Source organism: Aeromonas sp. LsrichE-8G (genome assembly GCF_022869435.1).
GTDB classification, from domain to species: Bacteria; Pseudomonadota; Gammaproteobacteria; order Enterobacterales; family Aeromonadaceae; genus Aeromonas; species Aeromonas caviae.
In genome coordinates, this window is sequence record NZ_JALIHH010000115.1 from 22,219 (window position 1) to 46,256 (window position 24,038).

Annotated in this window: 21 protein-coding genes; 13 read left to right on the top strand and 8 right to left on the bottom strand. The window is 63.4% G+C overall.

Annotation, left to right across the window (positions count from 1 at the left end):
- Positions 1-39: 39 nt before the first annotated feature.
- The gene (gene fabB, locus MUW49_RS15895) at positions 40-1,251 is read right to left on the bottom strand and encodes a beta-ketoacyl-ACP synthase I (protein ID WP_029314417.1); all 1,212 of its coding nucleotides are present in this window, start codon (positions 1,249-1,251) and stop codon (positions 40-42) included.
- Between the two features lie 90 nt (positions 1,252-1,341).
- On the opposite strand from fabB, the gene mnmC reads away from it, so the two are divergent.
- On the top strand, positions 1,342-3,357 hold the full coding sequence (gene mnmC, locus MUW49_RS15900) for a bifunctional tRNA (5-methylaminomethyl-2-thiouridine)(34)-methyltransferase MnmD/FAD-dependent 5-carboxymethylaminomethyl-2-thiouridine(34) oxidoreductase MnmC (RefSeq protein ID WP_181023104.1): 2,016 nt from the start codon (positions 1,342-1,344) through the stop codon (positions 3,355-3,357).
- A 118-nt stretch (positions 3,358-3,475) separates the two neighbouring features.
- Here the strand turns inward: mnmC and MUW49_RS15905 are convergent, their stop codons facing one another.
- Positions 3,476-4,081 (bottom strand): DUF922 domain-containing protein, encoded by a 606-nt coding sequence (locus MUW49_RS15905; protein ID WP_103858738.1) that lies wholly within the window; start codon positions 4,079-4,081, stop codon positions 3,476-3,478.
- Between the two features lie 323 nt (positions 4,082-4,404).
- On the opposite strand from MUW49_RS15905, the gene dcuC reads away from it, so the two are divergent.
- The 5 genes from dcuC (at position 4,405) to MUW49_RS15930 (ending at position 10,888) form a co-directional block, all read left to right on the top strand.
- The gene (gene dcuC / locus MUW49_RS15910) at positions 4,405-5,757 is read left to right on the top strand and encodes an anaerobic C4-dicarboxylate transporter DcuC (RefSeq protein ID WP_010674486.1); all 1,353 of its coding nucleotides are present in this window, start codon (positions 4,405-4,407) and stop codon (positions 5,755-5,757) included.
- Positions 5,758-5,847: 90 nt separating this feature from the next.
- The gene (locus tag MUW49_RS15915; protein ID WP_104452873.1) at positions 5,848-7,497 is read left to right on the top strand and encodes a bifunctional UDP-sugar hydrolase/5'-nucleotidase; all 1,650 of its coding nucleotides are present in this window, start codon (positions 5,848-5,850) and stop codon (positions 7,495-7,497) included.
- Between the two features lie 279 nt (positions 7,498-7,776).
- A complete protein-coding gene (locus MUW49_RS15920; RefSeq protein ID WP_104452872.1) occupies positions 7,777-9,420 on the top strand; it encodes a hypothetical protein in 1,644 nt (547 codons plus the stop codon).
- Between the two features lie 131 nt (positions 9,421-9,551).
- Positions 9,552-10,055 (top strand): M48 family metallopeptidase, encoded by a 504-nt coding sequence (locus MUW49_RS15925; RefSeq protein WP_010674483.1) that lies wholly within the window; start codon positions 9,552-9,554, stop codon positions 10,053-10,055.
- 20 nt (positions 10,056-10,075) lie between these two features.
- Positions 10,076-10,888: a DUF2927 domain-containing protein gene (locus MUW49_RS15930; protein ID WP_052258834.1), complete on the top strand. Its 813-nt coding sequence runs from the start codon at positions 10,076-10,078 to the stop codon at positions 10,886-10,888.
- 195 nt (positions 10,889-11,083) lie between these two features.
- Here the strand turns inward: MUW49_RS15930 and MUW49_RS15935 are convergent, their stop codons facing one another.
- On the bottom strand, positions 11,084-11,338 hold the full coding sequence (locus MUW49_RS15935; protein WP_010674481.1) for a DinI family protein: 255 nt from the start codon (positions 11,336-11,338) through the stop codon (positions 11,084-11,086).
- A gap of 225 nt (positions 11,339-11,563) precedes the next feature.
- On the opposite strand from MUW49_RS15935, the gene MUW49_RS15940 reads away from it, so the two are divergent.
- Both MUW49_RS15940 and ykgO read left to right on the top strand, forming a co-directional pair.
- Positions 11,564-11,833: a type B 50S ribosomal protein L31 gene (locus MUW49_RS15940; protein WP_039040091.1), complete on the top strand. Its 270-nt coding sequence runs from the start codon at positions 11,564-11,566 to the stop codon at positions 11,831-11,833.
- Complete coding sequence (ykgO, locus tag MUW49_RS15945) at positions 11,830-11,955, top strand: type B 50S ribosomal protein L36 (protein ID WP_010674479.1); 126 nt, start codon at positions 11,830-11,832, stop codon at positions 11,953-11,955. The genes MUW49_RS15940 and ykgO overlap by 4 nt, the downstream gene beginning before the upstream one ends.
- A 69-nt stretch (positions 11,956-12,024) precedes the next feature.
- Here ykgO and araC read toward each other — a convergent pair whose 3' ends face one another.
- The 4 genes from araC to MUW49_RS15965 all read right to left on the bottom strand — a co-directional run bounded on the left by araC (position 12,025) and on the right by MUW49_RS15965 (position 16,665).
- Complete coding sequence (gene araC / locus MUW49_RS15950) at positions 12,025-12,936, bottom strand: arabinose operon transcriptional regulator AraC (RefSeq protein WP_104452871.1); 912 nt, start codon at positions 12,934-12,936, stop codon at positions 12,025-12,027.
- 132 nt (positions 12,937-13,068) lie between these two features.
- On the bottom strand, positions 13,069-14,070 hold the full coding sequence (gene araH / locus MUW49_RS15955) for an L-arabinose ABC transporter permease AraH (protein ID WP_010674477.1): 1,002 nt from the start codon (positions 14,068-14,070) through the stop codon (positions 13,069-13,071).
- 48 nt (positions 14,071-14,118) lie between these two features.
- Positions 14,119-15,615, bottom strand: a complete 1,497-nt coding sequence (gene araG, locus MUW49_RS15960) for an L-arabinose ABC transporter ATP-binding protein AraG (RefSeq protein ID WP_010674476.1) — start codon at positions 15,613-15,615, stop codon at positions 14,119-14,121.
- A gap of 66 nt (positions 15,616-15,681) precedes the next feature.
- Positions 15,682-16,665: an arabinose ABC transporter substrate-binding protein gene (locus MUW49_RS15965; RefSeq protein ID WP_244812943.1), complete on the bottom strand. Its 984-nt coding sequence runs from the start codon at positions 16,663-16,665 to the stop codon at positions 15,682-15,684.
- Between the two features lie 360 nt (positions 16,666-17,025).
- On the opposite strand from MUW49_RS15965, the gene MUW49_RS15970 reads away from it, so the two are divergent.
- Genes MUW49_RS15970 through araA form a run of 3 tightly spaced genes read left to right on the top strand, consistent with a single transcriptional unit; the run spans position 17,026 to position 20,911 of the window.
- Positions 17,026-18,702 carry a ribulokinase gene (locus MUW49_RS15970; RefSeq protein ID WP_244812944.1) on the top strand — a complete coding sequence of 559 codons (1,677 nt, stop codon included), beginning with the start codon at positions 17,026-17,028 and terminating at the stop codon, positions 18,700-18,702.
- Positions 18,699-19,397, top strand: a complete 699-nt coding sequence (locus MUW49_RS15975; RefSeq protein WP_042863753.1) for an L-ribulose-5-phosphate 4-epimerase — start codon at positions 18,699-18,701, stop codon at positions 19,395-19,397. The genes MUW49_RS15970 and MUW49_RS15975 overlap by 4 nt, the downstream gene beginning before the upstream one ends.
- Positions 19,398-19,411: 14 nt before the next feature.
- Complete coding sequence (araA, locus tag MUW49_RS15980; protein WP_139737324.1) at positions 19,412-20,911, top strand: L-arabinose isomerase; 1,500 nt, start codon at positions 19,412-19,414, stop codon at positions 20,909-20,911.
- Positions 20,912-21,007: 96 nt separating this feature from the next.
- On the opposite strand, the gene MUW49_RS15985 is transcribed toward araA, so the two are convergent.
- Positions 21,008-21,898, bottom strand: a complete 891-nt coding sequence (locus tag MUW49_RS15985) for a LysR family transcriptional regulator (RefSeq protein ID WP_139737325.1) — start codon at positions 21,896-21,898, stop codon at positions 21,008-21,010.
- A gap of 115 nt (positions 21,899-22,013) precedes the next feature.
- Between MUW49_RS15985 and MUW49_RS15990 the strand changes: the two genes are divergently transcribed.
- Together MUW49_RS15990 and MUW49_RS15995 are read left to right on the top strand one after the other, a co-directional pair.
- Positions 22,014-23,165 carry a methionine aminotransferase gene (locus MUW49_RS15990; RefSeq protein WP_139737326.1) on the top strand — a complete coding sequence of 384 codons (1,152 nt, stop codon included), beginning with the start codon at positions 22,014-22,016 and terminating at the stop codon, positions 23,163-23,165.
- Between the two features lie 8 nt (positions 23,166-23,173).
- Positions 23,174-23,989 (top strand): carbon-nitrogen hydrolase family protein, encoded by an 816-nt coding sequence (locus tag MUW49_RS15995; protein ID WP_041211571.1) that lies wholly within the window; start codon positions 23,174-23,176, stop codon positions 23,987-23,989.
- Positions 23,990-24,038 lie beyond the last annotated feature (49 nt).

The window sequence follows — 24,038 nt, forward strand, 5'->3', positions numbered from 1 at the left end:
CGCCTTTTTCTATTTCGCGTTGCGCTCCCCACGGGGAGATCAAGCCTTGAACTTGCTGAACACCAGAGAGGCGTTGGTACCGCCAAAGCCGAAGCTGTTGGACATGACGGTATTGAGGTCGGCCGCTTCGTATTCACGCACGATGGGCAGGCCCACGGCTTTCTCGTCCAGGTTCTCGATGTTGATGCTGGGGGCGATGAAGCCGTGTTCCATCATCAGCAGGGAGTAGACGGCCTCATGCACGCCGGCGGCGCCCAGAGCGTGACCGGTCATCGCCTTGGTGGCGGAGAGCTTGGGTGCATTGCTGCCAAACAGGGTCTGAATGGCTTCCAGCTCCTTGGTGTCACCAACCGGAGTAGAGGTACCGTGAGTGTTGATGTAGTCCACCTTGCCGACACCCTGCATCGCCATCTTCATGCAACGCACGGCGCCTTCGCCACTCGGGGCCACCATGTCGTAGCCGTCGGAGGTCGCACCGTAACCGGTGATTTCGGCGTAGATGTGGGCACCACGGGCCAGGGCGTGTTCCAGCTCCTCGACCACCAGGATGCCGCCACCACCGGAGATGACGAAGCCGTCGCGGTCCGCATCATAGGTGCGGGACGCTTTTTCCGGGTTGTCGTTGTACTTGGTGGAGAGCGCGCCCATGGCGTCGAACTGGATGGTGGAAGACCAGTCAAGCTCCTCGCCGCCACCGGCAAAGATGATGTCCTGCTTGCCAAGCTGGATCAGTTCCAGGGCGTGACCGATGCAATGGGCAGAGGTCGCACAGGCGGAGCTGATGGTGTAGTTGACACCTTTTATCTTGAACGGGGTGGCCAGGCAGGCGGAGGTGGTGGAGGACATGGTACGCGGCACCATGTAGGGACCCACCCGCTTGACGCCCTTTTCACGGGCGATATCGGCAGATTCGGAGGTGTTCTTGCCGGAGGCGCCGCCGGAACCGGTCACGATGCCGGTACGCTCGTTGGAGACCATCTCTTCCGGCAGGCCGGCATCTTCGATGGCCTGCTGCATGGAGAGGTAGGCGTAGGCCGCGGCGTCACCCATGAAACGCATGACTTTACGGTCGATCAGTTCAGACGGATCGAGTTTGATGTTACCCCAGACACGGCTGCGCAGGTTGTACTGCTCGAACTGCTCGGAATAGGTGATGCCGGATTTGCCTGCTTTCAGGGAGGCCAGCACCTCTTCCTTGTTGTTGCCGATACTGGAGATGACGCCGATACCGGTGATCACTGCTCTTCTCATTAATTCATCTCGTCTGGAAAAACTGGCACCGAGTCTACCCGCTTTCGGCTGCCAAACTGGTCTGCTTTCACGTAGAATGCCCGCGATTTTGTGACGCGAGCCGAGGAAAACGTGAGTCAAACATCCTTACATCATGCCCGATTGGACTGGAACGAAGCGGGAACTCCAGTCTCCAGTGAGTTCGGGGATGTGTACTTTTCCAATGATAACGGTCTAAGTGAAACCCGCTACGTCTTTTTGCAGCAAAATCGACTGCCAGAGCGATTTTCGCACCACGATAGTGACAGTTTCGTGATTGGTGAAACAGGTTTCGGTACAGGACTTAACTTTCTGGCCACAATGGCCGCCTTTCTGGAACAGGCCCCCCTGTCCGGCAACGGATCCCGGCTGCACTTCATCAGCGTCGAGAAATACCCTCTTACCCAGGCCGATCTGCGCAAGGCCCTGGCCGCCTGGCCCGAGCTCGCCCCCTTGAGCCAGCCTCTCATCGACCAGTGGCCGTTGCCGGTCTCCGGCTGCCATCGCCTGCTCTTTGCCGATGGCCGCATCCGTCTCGATCTCTGGTTTGGCGACATCAAGGAGATGCTGCCCCAGGTGCCCCATCCGGCAACTGGTCTGGTGGACGCCTGGTATCTGGACGGTTTCTCCCCTGCCAAGAACCCAGAGATGTGGACCCAGGATCTCTTCGACGATCTCGCTCGCCTCGCCCGCCCCGATGCCACCCTCTCGACCTTTACCTGCGCCGGTTTCGTGCGACGGGGGCTGATTGCCGCCGGCTTTGCCATGAAGAAGGTGAAGGGCCACGGCAGCAAGCGGGAGATGCTGGCGGGTGTTCGGGAAGGCAAAGTGCCGCAGCAGAGCATCGCCCCCTGGTATGCCCGCCCCGCAGGGCGGGAGGGAGAGGTGCTCATCATCGGTGGCGGCATCGCTTCCGCCATGACGGCGCTCTCTCTGGTGGAGCGGGGTCGGCACGTCACCTTGCTGTGCGAAGACGGCGAACCGGCCAGCGGCGCTTCCGGCAATCGACAAGGAGCCCTCTACCCCCTGCTCAACGGCGAGCACGATGCCCTGTCGCGCTTCTATTCGCTGGCCTTCGGCTTTGCCAGAAACCGGCTGCTGGCTTTGGCAAAGCACCACCCCGTCGCCTTCTCCCTGTGTGGCGTCACCCAACTCGGCTACGACGACAAATCCGCCGCCAAGCTTGCCAAGATGAGCCAGGGCCCCTTCCCCCCCGAGCTGATGCACCCACTCTCGGCAGCGGAGGTTGAGCAGGTGGTCGGCCTGCCCTGCGATGCGGATGGTGTGAGCTATCCCCTGGGGGGCTGGCTCTGTCCGGCGGATCTCACCCGCGCCGCCATCAGGGAGGCGCAGGCCAGCGGGCGGCTGGAAGTGGTGTTCAATGCCGCTGTAACCCGCATTGCCGAAGAGGCCGATGGCTGGCACCTGGAGAGCCGGGATGGCCGCCAGTGGCGTGCCCCCAATCTGGTGGTGGCAGCCGGGCATCAGTTGCCAGCCCTTCTCCCCTTTGCCGAGCTGCCGCTCTATCCGGTGCGCGGCCAGGTGAGCCATGTGCCGACCACGGCTGGCTTGAGCCAGCTCAAGAGCGTGCTCTGCTACGATGGCTACCTCACACCGGCCCACAACGGCGCGCACTGCATCGGGGCCAGCTATGGCCGCAACCAGACCGATCTAGCTTACCGCACCGACGAGCAGGAGCAGAACAGGGCGCGGCTGCAAGCCTGTGTGCCCCAGCAGCGCTGGCCTGCCGAGGTGGATGTGAGCGGTGCTCTGGCCCGCATCGGGTTGCGCTGCGCCAGCCGGGATCACCTGCCGGTAGCCGGGCCCGTCGCCCGGTTGGCGGCGCTGGCGGATCATGACGTCAACGCCCCCGCGGATCAGCAGAGCGCACTGCCCCTGCACGCCGGCCTCTACGTGCTGGGGGCGCTCGGCTCCCGGGGTCTGTGCTCGGCGCCCCTGTGCGGCGAACTGGTCGCCAGCGAGATCTGCGGCGATCCCCTGCCGCTGGCCGCCGATCTGCTGGAGGCGCTCCATCCCGCCCGCTACTGGGTGCGAAGGCTGCGCAGGGGCAAGCCACTGCGCGACTAGCCACCCAGGAGCCGGGGCTGCCAGCCTCCACGCTATTGGCGCACCAACAAAAAAACGGGCTCAATCAGCCCGTTTTTTTATGTTTCCCATGAGCGGCCATGGGACTGTACACGTGTTATCAGCCAGCCCTGGGCCAGACGACCCCCAGCTTGCGACCCTGATCGGTCTGGCGGGCCAGGCTGTCGAACCGCGCCCGGGTGGCCTCCAGCACCGCCTGCCCTGCCTGCCAGCCCTGATGCTCCAGAGTTGGGCAATCCCGGGTCACCGGCAACTGGGCGAGGCGCGTGCCAAGCTGGCTCACGCTCTCCAGCAGGATGTCCTTGTGACGACTCTCGTAGTCAAACATGGCGGCCACCAGCTTGTCCCACTTCTGGCGCTCCTTCGCGGGCGCACGGGCCTTGTCCATCCAGTTGGGCACCCTGACCTGGATGCGGGCACGGACGCTGGCCTGCTCCAGCTCGCAGCGCGCCGCCGTCGCCTTCGTCTGCAACTGCCAGGAGAGCTGATAGCTGGCCTTGCCGATGTGCCCGTCCGCCTGGGTGGGCGACAAGGCGGTGATCTGGCGCATCACGGCCCCCACATCGGCCCCGGAGACCCGATAGAACTGGAAGTCGACCTTGATATCGGGGGCGACCTTCACACCGGCATAGTGGGAAGGTACAGCACCGATTGAGGCGGCATAAATGAGGGCCACCGTCACCCCTGTCTTGCTGAAGAGTCCCATCTGTCCGCGGCTTTGCTCCTTGTGAGTCCCGGCTTAATTTCAATTAATAATCAATGAATTAATAACCCGATTGGGAGATTACCCCTGATCCAGCCCCCTGTCATCCGCTCTTGGCACCCGGTTGCTGCAAACGTGCGAGTCATCACCCCGGCTCAGGCGGGGATTTGCAGTCGAGATCACAAGCTGCCATCGAACGGATGGTGAAACACTCCTTAGTGGGTAATATCCGCAGTGTTTTTGTTGGCCGATGCCGGATAGTCCAGCGCAACCCTCTGGTGAGCCCTGGCAGGCCACCCCCTCACTTCAACTCTTGGGAAGGTTTTATGATAGAACTCCTGATCGGCACCCTGGTCACCCTGGCCGTGGGTCGCTACATCTTCAAGGGCTACTCCGCCACCGGGGTACTGCTCAGCGGCGGCCTGCTGCTGCTGGCGATCACCGCCCTGATGGGCAAGGCGGTGCTGCCGGCGAGCGTCCCCTCTACCGGCCACATGGCCACCGACATCTTCGAATACGTGCGCTTCCTGCTGGTCGACAGGGGGGGTGGCCTCGGCATGCTCATCATGGTGCTGTGCGGCTTTGCCGGCTACATGAGCCACATCGGCGCCAACACCATACTGGTGAAGCTCGCGAGCAAACCCCTCGGTGTCATCAAGTCCCCCTACATCCTGCTGGTGGCCGCCTATCTGGTCGCCTGCGCCATGTCGCTGGCGGTGAGCTCCGCAACCGGCCTCGGGGTTCTGCTGATGGCCACCCTCTTCCCGCTGATGGTCAACATGGGGATCTCCCGTGGCGCGGCAGCGGCGGTGTGCGCCTCGCCGGCCGCCATCATCCTCTCCCCCACCTCGGGGGACGTGGTGATGGCAGCCCAGGCCGCGAACATGGAGCTCATCGAGTTTGCATTCAAGCTGACCCTGCCCATTTCCCTGGTGGCCATCGCCGCCATGGCGGTGACCCACTTCTTCTGGCAACGTTATCTGGATCAGAAGGCCGGGGAGCACAACGCCGCGGTCGCCCCGAGCGATCTCGTCACCGACGCCCCCGGCTTCTACGCCATCCTGCCCTTCACCCCCATCATCGGTGTGCTGCTGTTTGACGGCAAACTGGGGCCCAAGCTCGACATCGTCACCATCATCGTCATCTGCCTAGTGCTGGCCGCCCTGCTGGAGCTGGTGCGCAAGCGCAACGGCCGCGAGCTGCTGGACGGGCTGCAGGTGTGCTGGCGCAACATGGCCGACGCTTTCGCCGGCGTGGTGATGCTGCTGGTGGGTGCCGGGGTCTTTGCCCAGGGTCTGATGGGACTCGGTTTCATCGCCAACCTCCTGGATCTGGCTCAGAGCTTCGGTACCGGCGGCATCGTCATCATGCTGGTGCTGGTGGTCATCACCACCCTGGCGGCCTTCACCACGGGTTCCGGCAACGCCCCCTTCTACGCCTTCGTGGAGCTCATCCCCCATTTGGCCACCAGCCTCGGCGTCAACCCGGCCTATCTGGTGATCCCCATGCTGCAGGCATCCAACCTCGGCCGCACCATCTCGCCGGTCTCCGGGGTGGTGGTCGCCTGTGCGGGGATGGGCAATCTCTCTCCGTTCGAGGTGGTCAAACGTACCTCGCTGCCGGTGGCCGTCGGCCTGCTGGTGGTGATCCTCGCCACCCAGATCATGGTTCCCGCCTGACTCTTTACCGGCCCGGCTGCCGCCGGGCTGGTATCCCCCCCACCCCATGCAGTAGACTCGGTGCTCTTTTTTCCTAAGGAGGACCGAGCCTTGAGTATGACGGTTCAACTTGCCCACTTCAGCGACTGCCACTCCCATTTCGATGGCGCCCCCATGCGCTTCTCCCCCGATGGCAAGTCCGAATGGCGCACCCAGTGCGGCGGCTATGGCCGCATCCTGACCCGGCTCACCGCCCTGCGCCAACAGGCCGAGGCAGCCGGCCAGACCTGCCTGCTGCTGCATGGCGGCGATACCTTCCAGGGGTCACTTTACTTCAACCGCTTCAAAGGGCGGGCCAATGCGGACCTGCTGGCCCTCTTGCGACCGGATGCCATGGTGATCGGCAACCACGAATTCGATCTGGGCAACGGGCCGCTGGTGGAGTTTTTGCGCCAGCTCGATTTCCCGGTGCTCGCCGCCAACATCGACAACCGTCAGGAGCCCGCCGATGCCCCGCTGCGGCTGCAGGGGCTGCCGCAGCTGTTTGACGCGAGCCGCCCCTGGCACAAGCGCGTCATCGACGACGTGCCCTTCGCCCTGCTCGGCATCACGCTGCCGCAGATGGCCGCCATCGCGAGCCCCGATCCCCACACCCGTTTCCACGGTATCGAAGAGACCTTGAGCCGCGCCCTCGAAGAGATCAAGGCCGAGGGGATCCACCACATCATATTGCTGAGCCACCTGGGTCTGGCGCAGGACAAGCGACTGGCGACCCGCTTCCCCGAGCTCAGCCTCATCGTCGGCGGGCACACCCACAGCCTGCTGGGGGATCTGGCGCCGCTCGGGCTCGACAGCGAAGGCAGCTATCCCCTCATGGTGAACGGGGTGGCCATCCTGCACGCCGCCCACAGCGCCCTCTGTCTCGGGGTGTGCGAACTCACCTTCGACGAGCAGGGACGCGTGTGCCAAAGCCGCGGCCAGCTGGAGTGGTTACCCTGGGATCCCTGGCCCTTTGCTTCCCCGCCTCCTGCGGGGCTGCACTTCTGCGAACCGGCCCCCGAGCTCGAGCAGCATCTGACCAGACGCTATCGCCCCGAGCTCGAAACCATGACCCGGCGCGTGGTGACCCGGCTCGCTGATCCGCTCCATCACCAGCGCCTGCCCGATGCCAGCCTGCCCGCCGGCAGCCAGGTCGCCCCCCTGGTAGCGAGTGCCATGCTGGCCAGTGCCCGCGAACAGGTGGGTCAGGTGGACTTTGCCTTGCACAATGCCGGGGGCGTGCGCTGCTCCCTCGAGCCAGGCCCCCTGACCGAAGCAGACGTTGCCGGACGCCTGCTGCCCTTTGCCATTCCCCTCACCCTCTACCGGGTGCACGGCCATGAACTGGCCGAAGCGCTGGAGGGGGCCATCGACAACGCCACCAACAATGGTGTGACGGGCAATGGCAGCGGCAGCTTCCCCTATACCGCCGGGGTGCGCTTCTGCTATCAGGCCGACAGACCCAAAGGGGAGAGGATCACTCGCCTGGAATGGGAAGTCAGCCCAGGTCAGTGGCAGCACGTCGAGCCGGATGCCATCTATCGCGGGGTCTCCAGTGCCTATACCGCCTCCGGCAAGGAGGGCTACACGGCCCTTGCCCGCACCCTGACCCAGCACAATCAGGAGCTCGGCATTACCCTGGCGGATGCCTTCCTGCGCTGGGCACGCCACCTGCCGGAACTCAGCCCCCTGCCGGCCCTGGTGGAGTATCACGGCCAGTGAATCTGGCACCGGCCCATCCCGGGTCGGTGCCGCCTTTCCCCCGCATAGGGGCATCCTGATCCGCTCCCAGGCGCAGGCCCCCTACCATGCAACCTCAGGCTGTGACGCCCGACTGCGCCAGCCCTGTCTTGTGATGGGGCCTGCCAGTGCAGCCAGAGGCGTGAAAACGATACTTTTACGAATTATTTCAGGTGCCTACACTTCTTCCATTGCATCGTGCAGCCCGGCTCGGCAAGATAAGCCCGCTTTTTCAGTCTTTCCCGCAGGAACAGGTCACCCATGAATCATGCCATCCGCTTTACCCCGCACCGCCACAATCCCGGGATCAGGCCGTCGGTCATCTTGCTCACCGCCCTGATGGCTCTGCTGTTCTGTCTGCGCAATCCGCTGTTCCACGGCATGGCCCCGGGATTTGATGCCTCCCTGTTTGCGGTGATGGGCAAGATGTGGAGCGAGGGGGGCGTACTCTATCGGGACATGATCGACATCAAGGGTCCCATGATCTTCGCCCTCGATGCACTGGGCTATGGCCTTGGTGGCTTCTTCGGGATCTGGCTGCTGGAGTGGGTGCTCTGCTGGCTGGGCCTCATGGCGAGCTGGCAGGCTTTTTCGCAGCTCGGGCTCTCGGTGCGGGCGCGACTTGGCAGCATGCTGGCCCTGCTGGCGCTCTACAGCACTCGCTACTACTACGGCAACATGACAGAGGACTGGACATTCCATCTGGCCCTCATCGCCCAGTGGGCTTTCATCACCATGCTGCTGGACAAGCGATTCAGCTGGGGACCGGCCCTGGTCGCCGCACTCACCTTCGCCATCGTGGCCTGGATGCGCACCAACAACGGCGCCTTCTGGGGTGCCTGGTATCTGGTGCTCTTCTGTCACTGGTGCCTGCGTGAGCAGTGGCGCTGCGCCTTTGCCCTGCTCTTTTCCAGCCTGCTTGGACTGGCCCTCGTCGGCGGCCCGCTCTATGCCTACTTCCAGCACCACGACGTGCTGGCCGAGTTCAAATACTACGCCTTCGGCATCTTCTTCGAAGGGAGCTACGGCAACGGCTTCTCTCCTGAGGTGGGCGCCGTCGGTCTGCTGCGCACCGGCCTCATCATGCTGCTGCCCGCCTTCCTCGTCCTGATGCTCGGGCGCCGCCAGGAGTGGTATCTCCCCGCGCTGTGCGCCACCCTGCTGGGGGTGCTGTTCACCCTGATCGCCAACTCGGTCTCCGGCCATGTGTTCGATCACTATGATGTGCTCTATCTGCAGCTTGGCCTGCTGCCGCTCGCCTGCCTGCTGGACAGAAGCGAGCAGCGATCCGATGCCCTGGGGCTACTTTGCATCTCCCTGGTGGTGCTGACCGCCAGCTGGTTGCTGGCCCAGCAGCTCGGTTACGGCTGGAGCACCAAGGAGTGGTCTCTGGAGCGGGTGCGCGAGGTGCTCGGCAACAGCCTGCTGTGGGCCTTGCCCGTGCTCATTCTGGTCCCGCTCTGGCGCGCCTGGGACGTGCGAAGCGCCACCCCCTGGCTCGCCTCGCTGGCCATGCTGGTACTGCTGGTCAACAACGCCTGGGAAGGCAATCTCAAGGGTAGGCCGTTCAATCCCCCCGCCCAGGTCAGGGTCGATCGTATCCTGGCCGAGACGGCGCCTACCGACAAGATCTGGGTCGATGGCATCCAGCCGCAATACTACCTCTGGACCGATCGCCAGCCGGCCTCCGCCTATCTGTTCTTTGCCAACGTCAACCCGCCCTACGATGTGCGCGAGCGGGTGCTGGCTGACATCCAGCGCCAACAACCCAAATTCATCATCGCCAAACCGGAGCGGGTGGCACAGGAGCTCAAGACTCCGACCTCCCCCTCCCACCTTGCCTTCTACCAGTATCTGGCAGCCCAGTATGAAGAGGTGGACCCGGGCCTGTACCGGCGCCGCTAATCAGGCACACAGAAGGGGCCATCCTGGTGATGGCCCCTTTTCGTTGTCGTCATAAAGAGGGGGGCCGACCATGTTCAAGGGGCCCCATCCTGACTACAATGGCGCTCTTTTTTGCGGCAGAGGGAAGAATCATGGCGGAGCTGACTTATCTGGGGGGCTATCCGGAGCCACTCAAGGCTCAGGTACAGCAGTTGATTGCGGCGGGCAAACTCGGCGAGATGCTGGCCAAACGCTACCCGCAAACCCACCTCGTCCAGAGCGACAAGGCGCTGCTCGCCTATACCATGGAGCTGAAGAACCGCTACCTGAAAAGCTCGGCGCCGCTTTCCAAGGTGATCTTCGACGGCAAGATCAACGTGATCAAGGATGCCCTGGGACTGCACACCTATGTCAGCCGGGTGCAAGGCAGCAAGCTCAAGGCCAAGAACGAGATCCGCATCGCCGCCCTGTTCAAGGAGGCCCATCCCGCCTTTCTCAAGATGATAGTGGTGCATGAGCTGGCCCACCTGAAGGAGAAGGATCACAACAAGGCTTTCTACCAACTCTGCCAGCACATGGAACCGGACTATCATCAACTGGAGTTCGATCTCAGGCTCTGGCTCACCTGGCGTGATATCGAGCGTACCGCCCGCTGATCCCCTTGCAAGGAGGCAAGATGCGCCCATGGCACACACCTCTCCAGCCCGTTCGCCATGGGCACTGGTTGCTCCCGGGGCTGATGCTCTGGCTCTTCTCCCTGCCGCTGTCGGCCACCGAACGCTGGCAGCGTGATGACTACCTTGTCCAGAGCTTCATGGAAATCGCCATGAAACGGGAGTATGGCCATGAACAACAGGAGCACTTCTCCCGCTGGCCGGGCCCCGTGCGTCTCAAGCTCGTCAACGAATTCGGCGACAAGCCGCTGCAGGCCGAGGTCGTCAAGGTACAGACCCGTCACCTGAGCAGGATCACCGGTCACCCCATCGAGATTGTCAACGACAACCCCAATCTCACCCTCATCATGACCCGGCACAAACAGATGGCGAGCTGGGCTGCGCGCACCATGCGCCAGGACGAGTCGGTGCGCATCGCCCTCAAGGAGGGGATCTGCCTGGCCAATTTCGCCACCAACGCTCGCTACGAGATCACCCGTGCCACCATCATCATTCCGGTGGATTACAGCCGGGCAAAGGGCCGTTTTCTGGATTGCGTGGTGGAAGAGCTGAGCCAGGTGATGGGGCTGCCCAACGACTCGGACAAGGTGTTCCCTTCCATCTTCAATGACAGCAGCATCGACAGCTTTCTGACCGGGCTCGATTACGTGTTGCTCAGGCTTGCCTACCACCCGGCATTGCAACCGGGCATGACGGCGGACGAGGTACGCGCGGCGCTCCCCACCGCCCTCAAGGCACTGCGTGCCAATGGCGACATCGCACAGGCCACCCAACGGGTGCAGGTCGACAGCCTCAAGCGTTGGGCGGGACTCTGAGCGCAGCCAGAAACATTACTCTTTCGCCTTTCGCCTTCATGGTCATGCGCTTACCCCATCAACGCAACACGCAGCCCGAGGCTGCGTGTTTTGAAGAGCGGTTCGGCAAAGCCGGTACAGGGATCATCATCCGGCTGGAGGTTCCTCCTCGCGCCCTGGCGGATCACGACGATGTTTGCCGCTGAGAGCTTATCTTCAGGCCTCCAGAGCCTCTTCTTCCGGCATCCAGCTATCGGCGTTTTCCCACACCTCCTGCACCATGGCTTCGGCCAGCTCCTTGTCTTCCTTGCTGGCGCGACTGACCGTCAGAGCCATGGCACTACCCGGTGCCACCCGCACATGCAGATCGGGAAAGCGCTCACCCAGTTGCTTGAGCAGCTCCTGGCGCAAGGCCTCCATGGTCGAGGTGGGGATCTGGTGTTTTCTGTCGATGATGATTTCCAGGCGCATAAGGTACGTCTCCATGATAGTTTACTGTATTTTTATACAGTAATTTTGAAAAGTAAAGATGGTGGCTGCACATAGGCCCTCACCGCCCATGCCTTCTTGCTGACGATGTGCAGCCGAACGGCCCCGATTTTCCCCCATCGCTGTCATCATGGAAAAAACAGTTGATATTAATTCTCATCCATCGCATTATTCACGTCTTGTTATAACATAACAAAAGAGGCAATCATGCGCCCCCATATTCACCCTGAATACCGCAAGGTTCTGTTCCACGATCTCGCCAGCAATACCTACTTTCTGATCGGCTCCACGCTGGCCACCGATCGCACCAGAGAGTGGGAAGATGGCAACACCTACCCCTATGTGACGCTGGATGTCTCCAGCGCGTCCCACCCCTTCTATACCGGCAAACAGAAGCAGGTCGGCAAGGAAGGTCAGGTCGCTCGCTTCGGCCAGCGATTCGGTCAGTTCTTCAGCAAAGGAAAAGAGAAACAATGAAAGTCCTCGCCTCCCTGAAATCCGCCAAGTCGCGTCACCCGGATTGCCAGATCGTGCGTCGGCGCGGCAAGCTGTTCGTCATCTGCAAGAGCAATCCCAGGTTCAAGGCTCGTCAGGGCTGATTGCGCATCCGCCCCCTCATGGATAACAAAAGCCCTCGTCATGAGGGCTTTGTCATCTCTGGGCTCTGCTCATAGCGGGGTGGCGCACTTGCGGTATTCGGTGGGGCTGACCCCTACCCGCTTTCGGAACACCCGCGAGAAGTAGAGCTGATCGTCATAGCCCACCTGCTGGCCTATGGTGGAGACCGACAGCGGCGTGGTCTGCAGCAGCAGCTTGGCCCGCATGATGCGCTGATCCTCGCGCCAGCGCACTATGCTCACCCCCACCTGCTCGCGAAACAGGTGCGCGAGGCGCGAGGGGGACAAGAACACCTGCTCCGCCAGCGCTTCCACCGAGATCTCGGCCGAGAGGGACTCGCTCAGGATCTGGCATGCCTCGTGGACCCGGTGATCGATGGCGGGATAGGCATTCTGGGACGATGCCTCGTAGCAGCGGATGAGCAACCGCTCCAAGAGGTTCATGGCCAGTTGCTCCGACATGGGCCGCAGCTGCTTGTGGGTCTCCTCGATGTCGAGGAAGAGGGCGTCGAATTCGGTGAGCAGCTGGTTGTCCGCCAGTTGCAGCCGCCCCACCTGCTCCGTCACCTGGGGCCACTTGAGCCAGTCAGCCCAATAGGCCCGCGGCCGGAAATAGACCCAGCGGTGATACCACTCCCGGGCATCCGGCGCCCGGCCGTAATGGTGCACCGCCGCTGGAGGAAAGAGCAGCAGGTCGCCGGGTTCCACGGTGAAGGCCTTGTCCCCCTGAAAGATCTGCCCCTTGCCCTTGATGGTCAGGTTGACGATGAACCCCTTCATGCCGTGGGGCCTGTCGATGGTGAAATCCAGCGCGCTCCCCTGCTCGATGGGAGTCATCCCCGAGACCAGGAAGACGTCGAAGGCATAGCCAGGCAGCAGGGGATTGAGTTGTTTCGGCTTCTCTTTTTGCATCGAGGACATGGCGGAAAACAGGGTTTCGGTAAAAAAGTCGACATGGGCCATTGTAGAGATCCGGCGTAGGAACCCCCTAAGTTCGCAAGCTGTGCGTTGTGAAATTGTTGAACTGGCTCACAGCTTGCCGGGGAAAACACCGGGCCGGCGCGAGGCCGACCCGGTGACGAGGAAAGACATCGCTCAGATACGGGCTTTGCGCACCTGCTTGTAGCGGTCGAACAGCACGGCGGCGAGCAGGATGAGGCCACGCACCACGTACTGGGCAAACGGGGAGATGTTGAGCAGGTTCATGGCGTTCTCCATCAGCCCCAGGATCAGCACCCCGGCGATGATGTAGGAGATCTTGCCGATCCCCCCCTTCATGGAGACCCCACCCAGCACGCAGGCGGAGATCACCACCAGCTCGAAGCCGATGGAGGTCATGGGCTGACCCGAGGTCATGCGGGATGCGAGGATGATGCCGGCGAGCGAGGCGATGAGCCCGGTCATGGTGAAGATGATGATCTTGGTGCGCACCACGTTGACCCCGGCCAGACGCGCCGCCTCCTCGTTGCCCCCCATGGCCAGGGTATTGCGCCCGAAGGTGGTCTTGTTGAGCAGCAGACCGAACAACACGAAGCAGACAGCCGTCAGCCAGATGGGCGTCGGGATGCCGAGCAGGGCGGAGTTGCCAAGCTCGAAGAAGCCCTCCTCCACGATGCCCACCGCCTTGCCGTCGGAGATGATGTAGCCCACCCCGCGCGCCATCTGCATGGTGGCAAGGGTGGTGATGAGGGCGTTGATCTTGAATTTGGCCACGACGATGCCGTTGATGAGGCCAAAGACAAGGCCCACCGAGAGACCGGCCAGAATACCGAGGGGGATGCTCTCGGTGGCGTTGATGCCCACCGCGCAGGCAACCCCGGAGCAGGCCACCACGGAGCCCACCGACATGTCGAACTCGCCGGAGGCGAGGCAGAACAGCATGCCGCAGGCCACCATGCCCGACATGGAGACGGCAAGCCCGAGCCCCCGCATGTTGATAAGGCTGGCGAAGTTGGGGACCAGCACGCAGGCGAGCAGAAACAGGATGGCGAAGATCACCAGCATGCCGTACTGATCCCAGATGCGGGTCAGTTGCAGGCGGGTACCGCTCGCCGCGGTGTCGTTGGCGGCTTGGCCGACCGAGGTCGTTGTTGTCATGGTATTTCTCCTGAAAATTCCGGGTGCTATCTCGTTGCGGTCAGCAGATCAACGGGCCGGCATGGCCAGATTGAGCGCCTTGACCTCGTTGGCCTCGTCGTGGGAAAGCTCTCCGGCGATCTCCCCCTCCCGCATGACCAGGATCCGATCCGCGATGCCCAGCACCTCCGGCAGCTCGCTCGAGACCACCACCACGGCGATGCCCACCTTGGCCAGATCGTAAATCACGTTGTAAATCTCGTTCTTTGCCCCGACGTCGATGCCTCGGGTCGGCTCGTCGAGCAGGATCACTTTCATGTCTTCCGACAGCCAGCGCCCCAGAATGGCCTTCTGCTGGTTGCCGCCGGAGAGGTTCATGATGGCCTGCTGGGGAGACGGGGTCTTGACCCGCATGTCGCGGATCCGCAGCCTCGCGTTCTCGTCTTCCCACTTCTGGTTGATCCAGAAGCCTCCCCACGCGTGGTGGCGGCGAGCGCTGATGTTGATGTTCTCCTGCACCGAATGGATGGGGATGATGCCGAGCGCCTTCCTGTCTTCGGTACAGAGCATGATGCCGCTGCGAATGGCGTCGATGGGGCTCTGAATGACAACCTGTTTGCCAAACACCGATATCTCGCCCCCTCGAGGTGTCTCGGCGCCGAAGATAAGCTTCATCAGCTCGCTGCGCCCGGCCCCCACCAGCCCGAAGATGCCGAGGATCTCCCCTCTCTTTACCTCGAGCGACACCGGCGCCTTGAGGCCGGGCCCCATCAGGTGCTCCACCTTGAGGCCCGCCTCGCCAAGCGGCCTTGGGCTGTAACCATAGATGTCGGTCAGTTCGCGCCCCACCATGGTCTTGACCAGCAGATCCCGGTCCACCTCGGCCATGGAAGCGAAGGTGCGCACGAACTGGCCATCCTTGAACACCGTGATGGCATCGCACAGGGCGAAGATCTCGTCCATGCGGTGGGAGACGTAGAGAATGACCTTGCCCTCGTCCCGCAACTGGCGGATGACCCGAAACAGCTGCTCAATCTCGCGGGACGAGAGGCTGCTGGTCGGCTCGTCGAAGGCGATGACGCTGGCGTCCCGGGTCAGGGCCTTGGCGATCTCCACCATCTGCCACTGACCCAGGGACAGGTACTTGAGCGGCGTCTCGGGGGAGACATCCATCCCGAGGCGTGCCAGCTGCCTGGCTGCATCCTGATAGAGCTTCTCCCGATCGATGACGCCGCGCCGGGTCGGCAACTGCCCCAGGTAGATGTTCTCCGCCACGCTCATTTCAGGGACCAGGTGCAGCTCCTGATAGATGATGGCGATCCCGCTCTCAAGGGCATCGACCGTGTTTTGGAACACTTTCTCCTGACCCGCCAGCTTCACCACCCCGCGGGTGGGCGCCTGAAAACCGCTCAGGATCTTGAGCAGGGTGGACTTGCCGGCCCCGTTCTCTCCCATCAGCGCGTGTACCGTGCCCTGCTGGCAGGCGAAGGAGACGTTCTGCAGCGCCTTGACGCCGGGAAACTCCTTGCTGATGCCGCAAAACTCCAGATATGGAACTTGATTCATGAGATGACTCCAGCCAGCCGGCACGGCGCACTCCGCCATGCCGGCATGGGTATCAAGGGATGGGGATCACAGCCCTTTCTTTTGCAGCTCGGCCTTGAAGTTGTCGCGGGTGATGAGTACCACGTCGGTCACCTCGGTGAACTTGGCAGGCTCGGCGCCGTTGACGACCCAGTCATGGAGCATCTGGATGCTCTTGTAGCCGTGTACGTCCGGGCTGGGCAGCAGGGAGCCGAGGAAGCCGGTGGCGCTGGACTTGGAGAGCTCGTTCACCGCATCCACCCCGTTGATGCCGATACCGATGACGTTCTCCGCCTTGAAGCCCTGCCCTTCGGTGGCGCGCACGCCGCCGAGCACCGTGTTGTCATTCATGCCGACGATGAGCCAGTTCTTGACCTCGGGGTGTTGCACCAGCATGGAGTTGGCGGCATCCAGCGCCCCCGGAATGTCGTTGCTCTTGGTGGGCGCGCGGAAGATCTGGCCCTCGGGGAAACCGGCGGCCTTGAGCGCGCCCAGGGAGCCCTCGACCCGGCGACGGGCGGTGTCGAGCTCGTCGGCGGTGATGGCGAGCACCCCGGTGGCCTTCAGATCCCACTGGCGCTTTTGCATCTCCTTGTAGAGCTCCTGCCCCTGACGCTCGCCAATCTTGGTGGCGGCCATCATCACCAGGGGCACTTGCTCCATGGGCTGGCCCTTGGCGTTGACGAACTGGTCATCCACCGTGATGACCTTCAGATCCATGCTGTTGGCCTTGGCCATGATGGCGGCACCGAGTTTGGGATCCGGGGTACAGATGACGAAGCCCTTGGCGCCATTCGCCGCCAGACTGTCGATGGCATTGAGGGTCTTCTCCCCGTCGGGGACGGCTATCTTGATCACCTCGAAGCCCAGATCCTTGCCCGCCTTGTCGGCGAAGTTCCACTCGGTCTGGAACCAGGGCTCCTCGGGCTGCTTGACCAGGTAGCCCAGCTTCAGCGCTTCGGCCGAGAAAGCAGAATTTGCCATACCAAGGGCGAACCCCATCGCGATCATGCCTTTAACGATTTTGTTCATGCGAATGTCTCCAACGGTTCTATCAATCCATGTATCCACGCAATGCTGCTCGTTGAGTCAATCAAGTCGCAGCCATATAAAAACATGCTTAAACAGGACGTTATTGTTGTTGCTGGTTGAGCGAACCAAGTTGTAATCGTTTTCACTATTAAAAATGGAGAGCAGGATCACGCCATGAGATTGCAGCCATTTCGTCTATATAATTAGCAATTTCGTCACATATTGAATTTTAGAGAGCCGTCACCCTGTCGCACTGACAGCGTTAAAATCCATATTTCCAGCAGCCAATGGCTAACCGCCCCTCCTGCCCATCTCCTATGGTTCCCCCCAGTCACCCCTCATTGATGGTCAGGAGCACTTATGTCTGAGCACATCGTCATCGGACTCGATTTCGGCAGCGACTCGGTCAGGGCACTCGCCGTGCGCTGCCAGGACGGCGCCGAGCTGGCGACCCATGTCGTCTATTACCCGCGCTGGCAGGCAGGCCACTACTGCCAACCGGTCAACAACCAGTTCCGCCACCACCCCCTCGACTATCTGGAGTCCATGGAGCAGGCGGTGGTGGCGGTGGTGAGCCAGCTCACCCCGAGCCAGCGCGCCGCCGTGCGCGGCATCGGGGTGGACAGCACCGGCTCCACCCCCGCCCCCATCGACAGAGAGGGGCGCGTGCTGGCCCTGCGTCCGGAGTTTGCCGACAACCCCAACGCCATGTTCGTGCTGTGGAAGGATCACACCGCCATCGAGGAGGCGGAGGCCATCACCGCCCTGTGCCACGGCGGCCAGTTCCCCGACTACAGCCGCTACATCGGCGGCATTTACTCCTCCGAGTGGTTCTGGGCCAAGATACTGCACGTCTCCCGAGCCGATGCGGCAGTGCGCGCCGCCGCCTGCAACTGGGTCGAGCTGTGTGACTGGGTACCCGCCATCCTGAGCGGCACCCAGGCCCCGGCCACCCTCAAGCGCGGGCGCTGCGCCGCCGGTCACAAGTCCCTCTGGCACCCGAGCTGGGGCGGTCTGCCTGCCGCCGACTTCCTCAATGCCCTGGATCCGCTGCTGACGGAGGATCTCGACTACCCCCTCTTTACCGACAGCTGGACCGCCGATCTGCCGGTCGGCACCCTGACCCCGGAGTGGGCCGAGCGGCTGCACCTCTCCTGCGAGGTGGTGATAGCGGGCGGCGCCTTTGACTGCCACATGGGGGCGGTGGGAGCCGGGGCCGGCAACAATGCGCTGGTGAAGGTGATCGGCACCTCCACCTGCGACATCCTGATCGCCGACGAGGCCACCATCGGTGATCGGGCCATTGCCGGGATCTGCGGTCAGGTGGACGGCAGCGTGGTGCCGGGCATGGTGGGGCTGGAGGCGGGACAATCGGCATTCGGCGACATCTATGCCTGGTATCAGCGCCAGCTCGGCTGGCCGCTAGACAGCCTCGCCGCCCAATACCCCGAGCTTCGTACCGCCATCGAGGCCCACAAACGGGAGCTGTTGCCCAGCCTCGCCGCCGCCTGGGAGCAGCAGCGCGACCTGGCGCACCTGCCGGTGGTGCTCGACTGGTTCAACGGCCGGCGTACCCCCTATGCCAACCAGCGCCTGCAGGGCACCCTCACGGGGATCAACCTCGGTACCGATGCCCCCGACTTGTTCGGCGCCCTGGTGGCCTCCACCGCCTTCGGTGCCCGTAGCATCATGGAGTGCATGACCAGTCAGCAGGTGCCGGTGGAGCAGGTGATCGCCCTTGGCGGCATTGCCCGCAAGTCCGCCACCGTGATGCAGACCTGCGCCGACGTGATGAACAGGCCTATCCAGGTGGTGGCCTCGGATCAGTGCTGCGCCCTGGGGGCGGCCATCTTTGCCGCCGTGGCGGCCGGGATCCATCCCGATGTGGCCAAGGCCCAGCACCACATGGCGAGCGCCGTGGAGCGCACCCACCAGCCACACCCCGAGCGGGTCGCTGAGTATGAACGCCTCTACCAGCGCTACCTCGCCTGGGGCGCCGCCGCCGAACCGCTCTACAACCGGGGGGTGCCGGTATGAACCTCAAGACCCTCAAGGAGCAGGTGCTCGCCGCCAACCTGGATCTGCCGCGCCATGGCCTGGTGACCTTCACCTGGGGCAACGTGAGCGGCATCGACCGAGAGCGCAATCTGGTGGTGATAAAGCCAAGCGGCGTCAGCTACGAGCGGATGCGGGTCGAGGACATGGTGGTGCTGGATCTGGCGGGCAAGCAGGTGGAGGGCGCCTTGCGCCCCTCCTCCGACACCGCCACCCACCTGGTGCTCTATCGCGCCTATCCGGAGCTTGGCGGCGTGGTGCACACCCACTCCACCCATGCCACCGCCTGGGCCCAGGCGGGGCGCCCCATACCCATTTTCGGCACCACCCAGGCCGACTACTTTCACGGCGAGATCCCTTGCTCCCGCCTGCTCACCCCGGGTGAAGTGGAGGAGGATTACGAGGGGCTGACCGGTCATCTCATCGTCGAAACCCTCAAGCAGACCCCCATCCTCACCATGCCGGGGGTGCTGGTGGCCAACCACGGCCCCTTCAGCTGGGGCAAGAGCGCCGAGGACGCAGTACACAACGCCGTGGTGCTGGAAGAGGTGGCCCGCATGGCCTGGCTCACCGGCCAGATCAACCCGGGGGCCCGCCCCCTGCCCGATTACCTGCTGGAGAAGCACTACCAGCGCAAGCATGGCAAACACGCCTATTACGGCCAGACAAAAGCCTAAAAGAGGACAAACTCATGGAATTGATGAAACAGCTGGAAGTGTGGTTCCTGGTCGGCAGCCAGCACCTGTATGGCGCCACTACATTGAAGCAGGTAGCCGATCACGCCCATACCATCACCAACCAGCTCAACGAGGGGGCGAACCTGCCCCTCAAGATAGTGCTCAAGCCCACCGGTACCACCCTGGATGAAATCAGCGCGGTGGCCCGGGATGCCAACCACGACGAGCGCTGCGCCGGGCTCATGGTGTGGATGCACACCTTCTCCCCCGCCAAGATGTGGATCCCGGCGCTGAGTAAGTTGCAAAAGCCCCTGTTGCAGTTCCACACCCAGTTCAACCGGGATCTCCCCTGGAGCGAGATCGACATGGACTTCATGAATCTGAACCAGACCGCCCACGGCGGGCGCGAGTTCGGCTTCATGGGGGCCCGCCTGCGGCTGCCCCGCACCGTGGTGGTGGGTCACTGGCAGGATGAAGAGGCCAGACAGAAGATTGGCAACTGGATGCGGGTTGCCGCCGCCATCCACGACAGCCGCCACCTCAAGATTGCCCGTTTTGGCGACAACATGCGCAACGTGGCGGTCACCGAGGGCGACAAGATTGAGGCCCAGATCCAGTTCGGCTATCAGGTGAACTACCACCCGGTCGGCGATCTGGTCAAGGTGATCGATGCCGTGCCCGAGAGCGACATCGAGGCGCTGCTGGCCGAATATGAGGCGACCTACACCCTGACCCAGGCGGTGCAGGCGGGTGGGGGGCTTCGTGCCTCACTGTATGAGGCGGCGCGCCAGGAGCTGGGGATGAAGAAGTTCCTCACCGACGGTGGTTTTGGCGCTTTCACCACCACCTTCGAAGATCTCTATGGTCTGCACCAGCTGCCGGGCCTCGCCTGCCAGCGCCTGATGGAGCAAGGCTTCGGTTTTGGGGCAGAAGGGGACTGGAAGACCGCGGCCCTCTTGCGCACCCTGAAAGTGATGGGATATGGCCTTGCGGGGGGTGCCTCCTTCATGGAGGACTACACCTACCATCTGGAAGCGGGCAACAACCTGGTGCTGGGAGCCCACATGCTGGAAGTCTGCCCCTCCATCGCCGCAGGCAAACCCGTGCTGGACGCCCAGCATTTAGGCATAGGCAAGAAGGCCGATCCGGCCCGCCTGCTGTTCGCGGCCCCGGCGGGCAAGGCGGTCAACGCCAGCCTCATCGATCTCGGCAACCGCTTCCGCCTGGTGGTCAATCAGTTGGAGGTGGTGGACCTGCCAGAGGCCATGCCGAAACTCCCGGTGGCCAGCGCCCTGTGGAAACCCCTGCCGGACCTGCAGACCAGCGCCGAGGCCTGGATCCTTGCGGGCGCCGCCCACCACTCGGTGTTCACCCAGGCGGTGGACATCGAGCAGCTGCGCACCTTCGCCGACATCATGGGCATCGAGTTTGTGGTCATCGACGAGCACACCCGCATCCCCGCGCTCAAGGAGCAACTGCGCTGGAACGAGGTCTACTACAAGATCTGCCAGTGACCCTTTAATCGGCCAGCGGCCATCACCATGACTGTATGGATATGGTATTCGCCTGACAACAGCCCCGCCCGCGGGGCTGTTTCATTTCGCGTCCCCTCAGGGATGACCCTCCCCCTCCAGCAGCCAGTGACAGACTCGCTGTACCCCGTGGCGCCGGCTGTCGGGTCGGGCGAGCAGGGCGTATTCGTGATCCGTCTCCAGCACGGGAGCAAAGGGGGCGACCAGGGCGCCGCTCTCCAGCTCCTCGGCCACTATGGTGGGATCCCCGAGAGAGAGGCCAAACCCCTGCAAGGCGGCATTCATCGCCAAGTCCAGGGTATCGAACAGCTGCCCCCCCTGGGGCTGCCAGGGGATGTCGAGGAAGGCGGCAAACCAGTTGCGCCAGTCCCGCCTATCGGCGCTGGCATGGATGAGGGGCAGCAGGGGCAGCTCGTTCAGGTCGCGCTCGAACAGACGATGCTTGGCAGCAAACGCCGGGGCGCAGACCGGGGTCAGCCGTTCCCGAAACAGGGGCTGGCTGTGGGGATAGCGCCCCAGGCAGGGCTGGTAGACGATGGCGAGATCGAAGGGCTCCCGGGAGAAGTCGATGCCATGGCTGTGGCTGCCACGCACCTCCACCGCCTCCCCCTCGAACGCCTGCAACCGCCGCAGCAGCCAGCGGCTGGCGCAGGAGGGCACCTTGATGCTGATCGCCTGCTCGTGGGGCAGGGCCTGCAAGGCGCTGAGCCCCTCCCCCATGCGGGCCAGCCCTTCACGAACGAAAGGCAGCAGCCGCTCGGCGGCGGGGGTCAAGGTGAGGCAACGGGTGCCACGCACGAACAGCAGGTGGCCCAGGCGCGCTTCCAACTGGGCGATCTGCTTGCTCACCGCCCCCTGGCTCACGCACAGCTCGTCGGCGGCCAAGGTAAAACTCAGGTGGCGGGCAGAACACTCGAAGACCTGCAGGCCATAGAGAGGCAACTGAGTACGCGGCTGGGTGGACAACATGACAAGCCTCCATGCTTGAGAAAAACTCATGCATACCATGCCGAATAATCCGTTGTCCGGCAAGCCTTGGGGGGGCTAAAAAGGGACCTCTTTCACACACGCAGGTGACGGCGCCATGTCCATCCCCCAGGTTTCCAGCAAACTGCCCCAGGTGGGCACCACCATCTTCACCGTGATCGGGGATCTGGCCGCCCGCCATCCCAGCATCAACCTCTCCCAGGGGGCGCCGAGCTTCCCCTGCGATCCCGAGCTCATCCGGGTGACCCACGAGGCCATGCTGGCCGGTGAAAACCAGTACGCCCCCATGACGGGGCTGCCTGCCCTGCGCGAACAACTGGCGGCCAAGATTGCAGCCAGCTACGGCCATCACTATGACGCGGGCGACGAGATCACCATCACCGCCAGCGCCAGCGAAGCCCTGTTCTGCGCCATCACCGCCCTGGTTCACCCCGGCGACGAGGTGATCATGTTCGAGCCGGCCTTCGACAGCTACCGCCCCATGATCCAGTTGCAGGGAGCCACCCCTGTGGTGATCGCCCTCAAGGCGCCGGATTTCGCCATTCCCTGGGACGAGGTGGCCGCCCGCATCACCCCCCGCACCCGCATGATAGTGCTCAACACCCCCCACAACCCCACCGGCACCGTCTGGCAGGCAGGGGATCAGGAGCGCCTCGCCCGCCTGGTGCGCGGCACCGACATCCTGATCCTCTCGGACGAGGTGTACGAGCACGTGGTGTTCGACGGTGCCTTGCACCAGAGCGTGATCCGCTATCCGGAGCTGGTGGAGCGCTCCGTCGCCGTCTTCTCCTTCGGCAAGACCTTCCACGTCACCGGCTGGCGGGTGGGCTACTGCGTGGCTCCCCGTCCCCTGATGGAGGAGATCCGCAAGGTGCACCAGTTCGCCATGTTCGCCGCCGACACCCCCATGCAGTACGGCTTCGCCCACCTGTTGCAGCAACCGGCCCACTATCAGGGGCTGGCAGCCTTCTACCAGCGCAAGCGCGACCTGCTGACCTCGGCCCTGGCCGGTTCGCGCCTGACCCTGCTCCCCTCGGCGGGCAGCTTCTTCATGCTGGCAAGCTACGAGCGGGTAAGCGACGAGCCGGACAGCCTGTTCGTGCAGCGGCTCATCCGCGATCACGGGGTCGCCACCATTCCGGTCTCCGCCTTCTATCACGACGGCACGGATCAGAGGGTCATCCGCCTCTCCTTCTCCAAGGATGACGACACCCTGCTGGCGGGCGCCGAGCGCCTGTGCAGCGTCTAGGGGGCACCATGGATTCACTGCGCGTTGCCGTCCTCCAGATGGTCTCCGGGGATGACCTTGACCACAACCTGGCTCAGGCCGAGGCGTTGCTGCGTCAGGCCGCGGCCGAGGGGGCCGAGCTGGCCCTGCTGCCCGAATATTTCTACCTGATGCCGGTTGACGAGCGGGCGCGGGTGGCCCTGGCCGCCCCCGTTGGCGATCACCCCCTGCTTGCCTGGGTACAGAGGCTGGCCCGGGAGCTCGGCGTCTGGATCCTGGCCGGCACATTGCCGCTTGCCAGCCACGAGCCCGGCAAGATGCACAACAGCAGCCTGCTCATCGACCCGCAAGGGCAGCTCGCAAGCCGCTACGACAAGCTGCACCTGTTTGGCTTTTGCACCGGGCAGGAGCAGTATGACGAGGCCGCGACCATGACCCCGGGCCGGGAGGTGGTGAGCCATCCCCTGCCCTGGGGCGTGCTGCGCCTCGGGATCTGCTACGACCTGCGCTTCCCGGAGCTGTTTCGCCTGGGGCCCGCCCCCGATTTCATCGCCCTGCCCGCGGCCTTCACCCACACCACCGGGCTCGCGCACTGGGCGCTGCTGCTGCGGGCCCGGGCGGTGGAAAACCTGGCCTTCGTGTTTGCCAGTGCCCAGGGGGGGCACCACCCCGGTGGGCGGCGCACCTTCGGCCACAGCATGATCATCGATCCCTGGGGCCGGATACTGGCCCAGGTAGAGGAGGGTCAAGGCATGGCCATCGCCACCCTGGATCTGGCAGCACAGCGCACGGTGCGCAGCCAGTTGCCGGCCCTCACCCATCGCAAGATAGCCGTCGGCCCTTGAGGCCGGCACCCTTTAGCACGCTAGGAATGACACCACACTTCAAGGGACT